Source organism: Pseudomonas sp. Xaverov 83 (assembly GCF_019352905.1).
GTDB lineage: Bacteria > Pseudomonadota > Gammaproteobacteria > Pseudomonadales > Pseudomonadaceae > Aquipseudomonas > Aquipseudomonas yamanorum.
On record NZ_JAAAFU010000083.1, the window covers coordinates 46000 to 58015 of the forward strand.

11 protein-coding genes are annotated in these 12016 nt (G+C 63.0%); 5 read left to right on the top strand and 6 right to left on the bottom strand.

What is annotated here, in order from left to right; all coding sequences use genetic code 11:
• The first annotated feature begins 3 nt into the window (after nt 1–3).
• Genes K0H47_RS27530 through K0H47_RS27550 form a run of 5 tightly spaced genes read left to right on the top strand, consistent with a single transcriptional unit; the run spans nt 4 to nt 5884 of the window.
• The gene (locus tag K0H47_RS27530) at nt 4–936 is read left to right on the top strand and encodes a DUF58 domain-containing protein (RefSeq protein WP_003218540.1); all 933 of its coding nucleotides are present in this window, start codon (nt 4–6) and stop codon (nt 934–936) included.
• Nucleotides 933–1427 (top strand): DUF4381 domain-containing protein, encoded by a 495-nt coding sequence (locus tag K0H47_RS27535; RefSeq protein ID WP_003218539.1) that lies wholly within the window; start codon nt 933–935, stop codon nt 1425–1427. Before K0H47_RS27530 ends, K0H47_RS27535 begins: the two co-directional genes overlap by 4 nt.
• Nucleotides 1420–2508: a VWA domain-containing protein gene (locus tag K0H47_RS27540; RefSeq protein WP_063029404.1), complete on the top strand. Its 1089-nt coding sequence runs from the start codon at nt 1420–1422 to the stop codon at nt 2506–2508. Before K0H47_RS27535 ends, K0H47_RS27540 begins: the two co-directional genes overlap by 8 nt.
• Complete coding sequence (locus K0H47_RS27545) at nt 2505–4247, top strand: tetratricopeptide repeat protein (protein WP_219273933.1); 1743 nt, start codon at nt 2505–2507, stop codon at nt 4245–4247. Before K0H47_RS27540 ends, K0H47_RS27545 begins: the two co-directional genes overlap by 4 nt.
• Nucleotides 4244–5884 (top strand): BatD family protein, encoded by a 1641-nt coding sequence (locus tag K0H47_RS27550; RefSeq protein ID WP_063029402.1) that lies wholly within the window; start codon nt 4244–4246, stop codon nt 5882–5884. The genes K0H47_RS27545 and K0H47_RS27550 overlap by 4 nt, the downstream gene beginning before the upstream one ends.
• A gap of 173 nt (nt 5885–6057) precedes the next feature.
• On the opposite strand, the gene K0H47_RS27555 is transcribed toward K0H47_RS27550, so the two are convergent.
• The 6 genes from K0H47_RS27555 to K0H47_RS27580 are packed head-to-tail and all read right to left on the bottom strand — an operon-like array spanning nt 6058 to nt 11984.
• Nucleotides 6058–7800 (bottom strand): ABC transporter substrate-binding protein, encoded by a 1743-nt coding sequence (locus K0H47_RS27555; RefSeq protein ID WP_063029401.1) that lies wholly within the window; start codon nt 7798–7800, stop codon nt 6058–6060.
• 35 nt (nt 7801–7835) lie between these two features.
• Complete coding sequence (locus tag K0H47_RS27560; RefSeq protein WP_010173082.1) at nt 7836–8108, bottom strand: DUF2160 domain-containing protein; 273 nt, start codon at nt 8106–8108, stop codon at nt 7836–7838.
• A gap of 10 nt (nt 8109–8118) precedes the next feature.
• The gene (locus tag K0H47_RS27565; RefSeq protein ID WP_003218530.1) at nt 8119–8919 is read right to left on the bottom strand and encodes a carbohydrate ABC transporter permease; all 801 of its coding nucleotides are present in this window, start codon (nt 8917–8919) and stop codon (nt 8119–8121) included.
• A gap of 10 nt (nt 8920–8929) precedes the next feature.
• Nucleotides 8930–9796, bottom strand: coding sequence for a carbohydrate ABC transporter permease (locus tag K0H47_RS27570; RefSeq protein WP_219273934.1), 867 nt, complete (start codon nt 9794–9796; stop codon nt 8930–8932).
• Nucleotides 9793–10890 carry an ABC transporter ATP-binding protein gene (locus K0H47_RS27575; RefSeq protein ID WP_219273935.1) on the bottom strand — a complete coding sequence of 366 codons (1098 nt, stop codon included), beginning with the start codon at nt 10888–10890 and terminating at the stop codon, nt 9793–9795. Before K0H47_RS27575 ends, K0H47_RS27570 begins: the two co-directional genes overlap by 4 nt.
• On the bottom strand, nt 10890–11984 hold the full coding sequence (locus tag K0H47_RS27580) for an ABC transporter ATP-binding protein (RefSeq protein WP_003218524.1): 1095 nt from the start codon (nt 11982–11984) through the stop codon (nt 10890–10892). The genes K0H47_RS27575 and K0H47_RS27580 overlap by 1 nt, the downstream gene beginning before the upstream one ends.
• Nucleotides 11985–12016 lie beyond the last annotated feature (32 nt).

Below are 12016 nucleotides of genomic sequence, written 5' to 3' on the forward strand. Positions count from 1 at the left end.
CCCATGAACGCTGGCGATGGAACCCGTGTCACCTTGAGCGAATTGATCGAGATGCGCCATCGCGTCCGAGAAGTGCAGTTGTTTTCCACGCCGAGCCAGCGCAGCCCGCTGATCGGCCTGCACCACTCGAAACTGCGCGGGCGCGGGGTCGACTTCGATCAGGTGCGGGTCTACCAGGCCGGCGACGATGTACGCACCATCGACTGGCGCGTCACCGCACGCACCCAGGAGCCCCACACCAAACTGTTCCATGAAGAGCGCGAACGACCGATCTTCATCATGGTGGAGCAAAGCTGCCGGCTGTTTTTCGGCTCGGGGCAGATGTTCAAGTCGGTGCTGGCGGCCCAGGCCGCGAGCCTGATTGGCTGGGCGGCACTGGGCCACAATGACCGGGTCGGCGGGCTGGTGTTCGGTGACAGCGAGCACTACGAAATCAAACCCCGGCGCAGCAAGCAAAGCCTGCTGCAACTGCTCAACCGTCTGGTGCGGGTCAACCAGAGCCTCAACACCGAACGCCGCCCCGAAGCCGACGCCCTCGGCATGGCCTTGCGCCGTGCCCGGGAAGTGCTACGCCCAGGCAGTCTGGTGATAGTAATCTGCGACGAGCGCGCCCTGACTGAAGGCGCCGAGCAACAGCTGAGCCTGTTGTCGCGGCATTGCGACCTGCTGCTGTTGCCGGTGTCCGACCCGCTGGACCACGCCCTGCCCGCCGCCGGGCTGCTGCGCTTCGCCGAGCGCGGCGCCCAGCTGGAACTGGACACCCTGAATTTCGACCTGCGCCAAGCCTACAAAGCCCAGGCCGAAGCCCGCAGCGCACGCTGGGAATTGCTCGCGCAAAAACTGCGGGTGCTGTTGATGCCCTTGAGTACCCAGGGTGAAATGGTCGAGCAACTGCGCGAATACCTGAACCCGCAACGCCCGGTTAAAAAGCAATGAGCAGCCTCGACCAACTGCAACCCCTGATCGCCCCGCCGGTGATCGGCTTCTGGCCGCCGGCGCCGGGCTGGTGGCTGTTGCTGCTGATCATCCCGCTGGCGGGTTGGGGCCTGTGGTGGCTGCGCCGCTTCCTGCCGGCCAAGCGCCCGCTGGCCCGTGCCGAGCAGCCCCTGGACCCGCTGCGCATCGCCGCCCTCGCCGAACTGGCCCTGATGCCCAAGCCGTACGACGGCGCGCCGGCCGGTGCCTGGCTGCAACAACTCAACGGCCTGCTCAAACGCCTGTGCCGCAATGACTACCCCTACAGCCAGAGCCACACCCTCAACGGCCGCAAGTGGCTGGCGTTCCTCGACAACCGCTGCCCCGCTGCCGGACTGACCCGCTGGATGGTGCTGGTGGAAGGCGCCTACAAGCCCGAATGCAAACTCGACGACAAGGCCATCGCCGGGCTGACCCAAGCGGTCGACACCTGGATTCGCAAACATGTTTGAGTTCGCCTGGCCGTGGATCTTTGCCCTGTTGCCACTGCCGTGGTTGCTGCGTCTCATCCTGCCGGTGGCCGACAGTGGCGAACCGGCGCTGAAAGTCAGCTTTCTCAGCGACCTCGAAGGCCTGGCCCGCCGCCGCGCGCGGGTCAACCTGCCGGGATGGCGCCAGCAAGCACCGTTCGTGTTCCTGTGGCTGCTGCTGTTGACCGCCGCCGCGCGCCCGGAATGGCTGGGCGAGCCGCTGCCCATTGCTGCCAGCGGCCGTGATTTGCTGGTGGCCGTGGACGTCTCTGGCTCGATGGACTTCCCCGATATGCAGTGGCAAGACGAAGACGTCAGTCGCCTGAGCCTGGTCAAGCACCTGCTGGGGGATTTTCTGGAAGGCCGCGAAGGTGACCGCGTGGGACTTATCCTGTTCGGCAGCCAGGCTTATCTGCAAGCGCCGCTGACCTTTGACCGACGCACCGTACGCACCTGGCTGGATGAAGCACGAATCGGCATCGCCGGCAAAAACACCGCGATTGGCGACGCCATCGGCCTGGCCCTCAAGCGCCTGCGCCAGCGTCCGGCCCAAAGCCGGGTGCTGATCCTGGTCACCGACGGCGCCAACAATGCCGGCGAAATCGACCCGCTGACCGCCGCCCGCCTGGCCGCTGAAGAAGGCGTGAAAATCTATCCGATCGGCATCGGCGCTGACCCCGAGGAAACCGGGTCCCTGGGCGTCCTCGGCGTCAACCCGAGCCTGGATCTTGACGAACCGGCCCTCAAGGCCATCGCCGAGGCCACCGGTGGCCGCTACTTCCGCGCCCGCGACGGCAACGAACTGCTGAAGGTCAAGGAAACCCTCGACCAGCTTGAGCCCGTGGCCCAGCAACCGACTCAGGCGCGCCCCGCCCAGGCGTTGTATAGCGCGCCACTGGCCTTGGCGCTGATCCTCAGCATGCTGCTGGTGATCCAGGAACGCTGGCCCGATAACGCCTTGCAACGGCTGTTCAACAAACTGTCCAGCAAGGGCCGTTTCCTGCAGCCCAATCCTGAATGGCGCGAACGCCTGAAACGCCTGCGTTTGCGGAGGCGTCGATGATCGCCTTGTGGCCGCACTGGTTCCGCCCCTGGTGGCTGTTGCTGTTGCCGCTGCTCGGCTGGTTGCTGTGGCAGTTGTGGCACCGCCAGAAACGCGCCGGGCGCTGGCAGATGATTCTGCCGCCGGCGTTCCATGCCGCCTTGCTCAGCGGCGGCAGTGGCCGCGAAAGCAAGTCGCCATGGGTGGTGCTCGGCATCGCCTGGCTGCTGGCCGTGCTGGCGTTGCTCGGCCCGAGCTGGCAGCGCGTCGAGCAGCCCAGCCAGAAACCTGCCGACCCGCTGGTGGTGCTGCTGGAACTGACCCCGGAAATGCTCGCCACCGACAGCCCGCCCAGCCGCCTCGAACAGGCGCGGCGCAAGCTGTTCGACTTGCTCCAGGCCCGCAGCGATGCGCAGACCGCCATCGTGGTCTACGCCGGCAGCGCGCACACGCTGGTGCCGCTGTCCGACGACCTGGCCACCAGCCATAACCTGCTGGAAGCCCTGCGCCCCTCGATCATGCCCGAGCCCGGCCACCGCGCAGACCTGGCGGTGGAAAAAGCCCTGAGTCTGCTCAAGCATGGCGGCCTCGGCCAGGGCCGACTGCTGCTGATCGGCTCGTCGCTGTCCAAGCAGGAGCGCCAGGGCATTCGCCTGCAGTTGCAAAGCAACCAGGCGCCGAGCTTGTCGATCCTCGGCATCGGCAGCCGTGAAGGCACCCCGGTGACCCAGGAAAGCGGCGAATTCCTCAAGGACGCCCAAGGCGCAATTCTCGTACCGCGTCTCGACAGCCCGACCCTCAAGGCCTTCGCCAGCGAAATGGGCGGCCTCTACCGCCAGGCACGCCTGGACGACAAGGACCTGCGCCACCTCGGGATGCTGGACGGCCCGCAAAGCCTGCGCAATGACGGCCAACTGCTGCACCTCGACACCTGGGCCGATCAGGGTTACTGGCTGCTCTTGCCGCTGTTGCTGCTGGCCGCCTGCGCCGGGCGCCGTGGCTGGCTGTTCTTCTTGCCGCTGCTGCTGTTGGGCGCGCCGCAGCCCAGCTATGCCTTCGACTTCCAGGACCTGTGGTTGCGCCCCGACCAACAGGGCCAACTGCTGCTGAAGAAAAAACGCCCGGCCGAAGCGGCCGAACATTTCGAAGACCCGCAATGGCAAGGCGTCGCACTGTATGAAGCGGGCAACTATGCCGAAGCCGCCAAACGGTTTGCCGAGGGCAGCGACGCCTATTCCCACTACAATCGAGGCAATGCCCTGGCCAAAAGCGGCGAGCTGGAAGCGGCGATCGACGCCTACGAACAAGCCCTCGAAGCCCAGCCCGACTTGCAGCCGGCGCTGAAGAACAAAGCGCTGGTGGAAAGCCTGATGCAGCAGGAACCGGAAAAAACCGAGCCGGCCAAACCGGCAAAAAACGAGGATGACGAAACCACGCAACCCGGCCAGACTGCGCAACCGGGCGCCAGCAGCCAGACCGCCACCGGTGGCGAGCAGACGTCCCAAGGCCAGGGCCAGCCCGGCGCGACCGACACGCAAACCGGGGCCACGCCCCACGCCGGCAGTAACGAGGTACCCGGCAGCGAGTTGGGTGATGAGCAAACCACCACCCCGCCCCTGCGCCCCGCAAACGGCACCCTTGAAGGCGAACAGCGCCAGGCCCTGGAACAATGGCTGCGGCAGATCCCGGACAACCCCGGCGAGCTGCTGCGACGCAAATTCTGGTACGAACAGCAACAACATCAGGACAAGACTCGATGAACCGCTGCACCGCCCTTCTTCTCACCCTCGCGTTGTGGGCCAGCCAGGCCCAGGCAGCCGGCCTGGTGGCCAGTGTCGACCGCAGCCGCATCAATTCCGGGGAGACGGTGGAACTGACGGTGGAGTCCAACGACGTCACACTGTTCGGCAAACCGGACCTGGCGCCCCTGGACCCGCTGTTTGAAGTGAGCGGCACACGCCAGATCAACCAGCTCACCACCCTGGGCGGCGACAACCACGCCACCACCCGCTGGATCATCACCCTGCTGCCCAAAGAGAACGGCACCGTGGTGATTCCGCCCTTGCAGATCGGCGAACTCAAGACCCAGCCGATCACCCTGCAAGTGGTGGAGACCGTCAGCCAGAACACCGAGGCCCAACTGGCCCCGGTGTTCATCGAAACCAACCTCGACCAGGACAGTGTCTACGTCCAGGCCCAGGCGCTGCTGACCGTGCGCGTCTACCACTCAGTGTCGCTGTATGACGACAGCAGCCTTACGCCGTTGCAGGTGGACGATACACGCATCGAACAATTGGGCGAATCGCGCACCTACGAGAAAGTCATCAACGGCATACGCCATGGCGTGATCGAAACCCGCTATGCGATCTACCCGCAGCACAGCGGCACGTTGACTATTCCGGCGCAGACATTCAGTGCCACCCTGGTGGAGCCACGGCCCGCCCAGGACAACAACCCCCAAGGCTCCAAACCCGGCAAATTGATCCACGTCAGCTCGCCGGAGCTGTCGCTGACCGTCAAGGCCAAGCCGGCAATGTACCCGGCAGATGCGCCCTGGTTACCGGCGCGCAGCCTGACCCTCACGGAAAGCTGGAACCCCGAGCCCGATCACGTACAAGTCGGCGACTCCCTGACCCGCAGCCTGACGTTGAAAGCCGAAGGCCTGGCCGGCGCACAACTGCCGCCGCTGGCGCTGAGCGACATCCCCGGCCTGCGCCGCTACCCCGACCAGCCGGTGCTGAGCAACCAGAACAACGACCGTGGCCTGATCGGCAGCCGTGAAGACCGCGAAGCCCTGGTGCCCAACCGTGTCGGCGCACTCGAACTGCCCGCGGTGGAAGTGGTGTGGTGGAACACCCACGAAGACCACCTGGAACGCACCAGCCTGCCGGCGCGCACCCTGCAAGTGGCGACCAACCCGAGCCTGATCGTGGACACGCCGGCCAGCCCAACGGTGATCACCGCGCCGGACAATGACAGCCTGTGGATCTGGCAACTGACCAGCCTGATCCTGGCCTGCACCACCCTGCTGGGCTTCGGTTTGTGGTGGCGTGCGCGCTGGCAGCCGGCAATCCTGCGGGCCGCGCAAACCGGCCCGAGCCCGCGCACCTTGCTGGACGACCTCAAGCGGGCGAGCCAGGCCAATGACCCGCAGGCCACGCGCCAGGCGCTGGATGCGTGGGCGCGGCAGCAACCGGAAACCCTGGCGGACATGGCCGCGCGGTTTGTGCCGCTGTCGGATGCGCTGGATGGGTTGAACGGCGCGTTGTACAGCGAGAGTGGGCAGTATTGGCAGGGTGAAGAGTTGTGGCGGGCGGTGAAGGCGATTCCGATGGCGGAGCGCGAGCAGGACCCTGCAGGGGATAGCACCAGCTTGCCGCCGCTGTATCCCAAGTAGCCCCCCCTTTTACAAACACCCTAAAACCAAAGTTGGAACCGGGCTTATGTGGGAGCTGGCTTGCCTGCGATGGCATCACCGCGGTCTGACTGACAGACCGAGGTGCCTGCATCGCGGGCAAGCCCGGCTCCCACACAAACCGGGTTCCCACCTTTTGATCTGCTGCGTCTGGGTTACTTGCGCGCCGCCTCCCACGACTTCAGCAACTCGTTATAGCTGACGGTTTCGCCCTGTGGCTTCTCATTCGCCAACTTAGGCTTCGGCGCACCCGGCTGGTCGAACCAGTACTGCGCATCCCGCTCTTCGTTCATTTTCGGCCCGCAAATCGGCTGCACCTTGGAGCGTTCCAGGCGCGTCATGATCGCGTCCTGATCCTTGGCCAAGCCATCCAGCGCCTGTTGCGGGGTCTTCTCTCCGCTGGCCGCCTCCGAAATATGGCTCCACCACAATTGCGCCAACCGTGGATAGTCCGGCACGTTGGTGCCGGTCGGGGTCCACTCCACCCGTGCCGGGCTGCGGTAGAACTCCACCAACCCGCCGAGTTTCGGCGCCAGGTCGGTCATGGCCTGGGAGTTGATGTCGGACTCACGAATCGGTGTCAGGCCCACGATGGTTTTCTTCAGCGACACGGTTTTCGAGGTCACGAACTGCGCGTACAGCCAAGCCGCCAGTTTCTGCTTCTCGGGCGTCGACTTGAGGAAGGTCCAGGAACCCACGTCCTGATACCCCTTCTTCATGCCCTTTTCCCAATAAGGCCCGACGGGTGATGGCGCCATGCGCCACTTCGGCGTGCCATCGGCGTTCACCACCGGCAGGCCCGGCTTGGTCATGTCGGCGGTAAACGCGGTGTACCAGAAGATCTGCTGGGCGATGTTGCCCTGGGACGGCACGGGGCCGGACTCGGAGAAGGTCATGCCCGCCGCTTCCGGTGGCGCGTAGGCCTTCATCCAGTCCACGTATTTCTGCGTGGCAAAGACCGCCGCCGGGCCGTTGGTGTCGCCCCCACGGGTCACACTGGAGCCCACCGGATGGCAGTCCTCCACGCGAATGCCCCACTCGTCCACCGGCAAGCCGTTGGGCAGGCCTTTGTCGCCGCCACCGGCCATGGAGAACCAGGCATCGGTGAAACGCCAGCCCAGGGACGGGTCTTTCTTGCCGTAGTCCATGTGCCCGTAGACGCGTTTGCCGTCGATTTCCTTGACGTCTTCGCTGAAGAATTTGGCGATGTCTTCATAGGCTGACCAGTTCACCGGCACGCCCAGTTCATAGCCGTATTTTTCCTTGAACTTGGCTTTCAGGTCCGCCCGCTCAAACCAGTCGGCGCGGAACCAGTACAGGTTGGCGAACTGCTGGTCGGGCAATTGGTAGATCTTGCCGTCCGGCGCGGTGGTGAACGAGAGACCGATGAAGTCCTTGATGTCCAGGGTCGGCGAAGTGAAGTTCTTGCCTTCGTTGGCCATCAGGTCGGTGATGGATTCTGTCTTGCCGTAGCGAAAGTGCGTACCGATCAAGTCGGAATCGTTGACCCAACCGTCATAGATATTCTTGTCGGACTGCATCTGGGTTTGCAGCTTCTCCACCACGTCGCCTTCCTGCAGCAGGTCGTGGGTCAGCTTGATCCCGGTAATTTCGCTGAAGGCCTTGGCCAGCACCTTGGACTCGTATTCGTGGGTGGTGAGGGTTTCCGACACCACGTTGATCTTCATCCCACGAAACGGCTCCGCGGCCTTGATAAACCACTTCAGCTCTTCGAGTTGCTGGGCTTCGGTGAGGGTCGACGGTTTGAACTCACTGCCGATCCATTTTTTCGCAGCGTCTTCATAAGCATCCGCCCAGGCCGCAGCACTGAGCCCGCTGAGCGCCAGCACGGCCGCCAATGAAATGCTATGTCGCAGCTTATTGTTTTTATCGAACATAGAGACCTCCTGGTTTTGGGGTTCAAAAGGGGCAGCTAGCCCCAACGCATCACAGACAACAGCCACACCAGAGACAGCGCGGACGCCACCCAGATGCTCCAGCCGGTTACGCCGATCACCAACAAATGCAGGTAGGCGCTGCCGAGAAGACCGATAAACAAGCGATCACCACGGGTGGTGCTGATCGGTAACAAACCGCGCCGGGGGATACTCGGCGAACGCAATTCCCAGGTCGTCATGCCCACCAGCAGCAGGCCGATCGCGGCAAAGAACAGTGCAGTCGGGGTGGTCCAGGCCATCCATTCCATCATCGACTCCTCAGACCCGGCCCAGGGCGAAGCCCTTGGCCACGTGGTTGCGAACAAACCAGATCACCAGCATGCCCGGCAGGATGGTCAACACCCCCGCCGCTGCCAGTACACCCCAGTCGATGCCAGAGGCCGACACCGTCCGGGTCATTACCGCCGCAATCGGCTTGGCGTTCACCGAGGTCAGCGTGCGCGCCAGCAGGAGTTCGACCCAGGAAAACATGAAGCAGAAAAACGCGGTGACGCCGATCCCCGAGCCAATCAGCGGGATGAAGATCTTCACGAAAAACTTGGGGAAGCTGTACCCATCGATGTAGGCCGTTTCGTCGATTTCCTTGGGTACGCCAGACATGAAGCCTTCGAGAATCCACACCGCCAGCGGCACGTTGAACAGGCAATGGGCCAGGGCTACCGCGATGTGCGTATCGAACAAGCCAATGGAGGAATACAGCTGGAAAAACGGCAGCAAAAACACCGCCGGCGGCGCCATGCGGTTGGTCAGCAACCAGAAGAACAGGTGCTTGTCGCCCAGGAAGCGGTAGCGCGAGAACGCGTAGGCCGCCGGCAGCGCCACACTCAGGGAAATCACCGTGTTGAGGCTGACGTAGTACAGCGAGTTGAGGTAGCCGGTGTACCAGCTCGGGTCAGTGAAAATCACCTTGTAGTTGGCAAAGGTAAAGTCCTGGGGAAACAGGGTCAGGCCGCCGAGGATTTCGGTGTTGCTCTTGAAGGACATGTTCAGCAGCCAGTAGATCGGCACCAGCAGGAACAGGATGTAGACCAGCAGCGGGATCAGCTTGCGCTTGCTCATGTTGGCGGCCTCAGCGGTTGGCGTCGGAGTGGGTCATGGCGGTGTAGAACAGCCAGGACACCAACAGGATGATCAGGAAGTACACCAGGGAGAACGCCGCCGCCGGGCCCAGGTCGAATTGGCCTACGGCCATCTGGGTAAGCGTCTGACTGAGGAAGGTGGTGGCATTCCCCGGCCCGCCGCCCGTCAGCACAAACGGCTCGGTGTAGATCATGAAACTGTCCATGAAGCGCAGCATCACCGCGATCAGCAGCACGCTTTTCAGCTTTGGCAGCTGGATATGTCGGAATACCGCCCAACTTGACGCCCGATCAATCCGCGCCGCCTGGTAGTACACATCCGGGATCGCCCGCAGCCCCGAGAAACACAGCAGCGCCACCAGGGACGTCCAGTGCCACACGTCCATCACCAGCACCGTGACCCAGGCGTCCATGGTATTGGCGGCGTAGTTGTAGCTGATGCCCATCGCGTTGAGCGTGGAACCCATCAGGCCAATGTCGGCACGCCCAAAGATCTGCCAGATGGTACCGACCACGTTCCATGGGATCAGCAGTGGAATCGCCATCACGATCAACACCAGCGACGACCAGCGGCCCTTGGTGGGCATGGTCAGGGCGATGGCGATGCCCAGCGGAATCTCGATCAACAGCACACAGGCGGAGTAGATGAACTGACGCAGCAGCGAGTCATGCAGGCGTGGGTCCTGCAGCACCTGTTTGTACCAGTCAGCGCCGACGAAGTAGCGACTGGATTGGTCGAAGATGTCCTGCACCGAGTAGTTGACCACGGTCATCATCGGGATCACCGCGCTGAAGGCCACCAGCAGGAACACCGGCAATACCAGCCACCAGGCCTTGTTGTTTTGCACCTTGTTCATGGCTGCACCTCCAGCAAGTAGTCGTCGGCATACACCATCAGCCACTGCCCCGGAAAGCTGATGGACGCCTGGCCTTCGGGCACTGGTTTGTCTTCGGCCAGGCGCACTTTCAACGGGGCGCCGTCGAGGTTGAGGGTCATGATCTTGTAGGTGCCGAGGTCTTCGACATAGGTGACTTGCGCCTGTAGCGCGTCGGGATTGTGCTCATCCCACACATGGATAAATTCCGGGCGGATGCCGACCTGCAGCTTCTTGTAAGGCGTTTCGCCAATGCGCTGCTGTAACGCCTCGGACAACGCCAGGTGTGTCCCGGCAAAGCGCACACCGCCCGCCTCTGCCTGCACCTCAATCAGATTCATCCCCGGGCTGCCGATGAAATAGCCAACAAAGGTGTGGCTGGGCCGCTCGAACAACTCCCGGGGCGTACCGAACTGCACGATCTGCCCGCCGTACATCACCGCGATCTTGTCGGCGAAGGTCGAGGCTTCCAGTTGGTCGTGGGTCACGTAGACCATGGTGATATTGAACTGCTCGTGGATCTGCTTGAGCTTGCGCCGCAGCTTCCACTTCAGGTGCGGGTCGATCACCGTCAGCGGTTCGTCGAACAGGATCGCCGAAACGTCATCCCGCACCAGCCCGCGGCCCATGGAGACTTTCTGTTTTTCATCGGCGGTGAGATTGCGGGCTTTTTTACCCAGCAGGTTCTGCAGGTCGAGCACCTCGGCAATTTCCTGCACCTTGCTGTGAATCTTCGCCTCGGCCATGCCCTGGTTTCGCAAGGGAAAGGCCAGGTTATCGAACACGGTCATGGTGTCGTACACCACCGGGAACTGGAACACCTGGGCGATGTTGCGCTTTTCCGGGGTCAGCTCGTTGACCACCTTGGTGTCGAACAGCACCTGGCCTTCGGACGGGCTGAGCAGGCCGGAGATGATGTTGAGCAAGGTCGACTTGCCGCAGCCCGACGGCCCGAGCAAGGCATAGGCGCCACCCTGCTCCCAGACGTGGTTCATCTCGCGAATCGCGTAGTCCTCGGGGCCGTTTGGCTTGGAGCTGTAGCTGTGGGCCAGGTTCTGCAAATGGATCTCGGCCATCAGGCAACCCTCGCGACACGTCGGCCGGGGGCCTGAACCAAACGTCCCTGGCCATCGAACACAAACAATTTGTGGGTAGGGATATAGATGCGGATCGGCGCGTCGACGTCGTACTCGTGCACCCCGGGCAAGTGCAGCACCAGCAGGAAGTGTTCGCTGCGCACGTGCAGGAAGGTTTCCGAGCCGCTGATCTCGGCGACTTCCACGGTCACTGCCAGCTCCAGGTCATCGTCGTTGCTCGGTACCAGGCTGATATGGCTGGGACGCACGCCAAAGCGAAACTCGCCTTCACCGATGGGTCGCAAGTCGACGTTCAGCGGGAAGTGCACGAAGTTGGCGAAGCTCACTTCATTGCCGCTGATACGCCCGGGCATCAGGTTGATCGGCGGCTCGGAAAACAGCTCGGCCGCCAGCACGGTTTGCGGCTGGTGATAGACCTCGGCCGCCTTGCCGCTCTGGATCACCCGGCCCTCATGCAGAATCGTGGTGGTGCCGCCCAGGGCCAAGGCTTCGTTGGGTTCGGTGGTGGCGTAGATCGCGATGGTGTGGCGCGCCTTGAACAGCTCACGCATTTCCTGGCGCAGTTCTTCCCGCAGTTTGTAGTCCAGGTTCACCAGGGGTTCATCGAACAGAATCAGCTCGGCGTCCTTGACCAGCGCCCGGGCCATGGCGGTGCGTTGCTGCTGGCCGCCGGAGAGTTCCAGGGGGTGACGCTGGAGGAATTTCTCGATGCGCAGCATTTTTGCGGTTTCAAGGACTTTGCTCTGGATCTGCTCGGCAGAGACTCCGGCCTGGCGCAGCGGCGAGGCGATGTTCTCGAACACAGTCATGGTCGGGTAGTTGATGAACTGCTGATAGACCATCGACACATTGCGCAGGCGCACCGGCTTCTGGGTGACGTCCACGCCATTCATCAGGATGCGCCCGCTGTCGGGCTTGTCCAGGCCGGCCATCAGGCGCATCAGGCTGGTCTTGCCGGACAGGGTACGGCCCAGCAATACATTGAAGGAACCGGCTTCGAAACGCAGGTTGGCGTCGTCGATCCAGGTTTGGCCTTCGACAACGCGAGTGACGTGCTCCAGGGTCAATGACATGACACGACCTTTTTATTATTGGAATGGTTCTG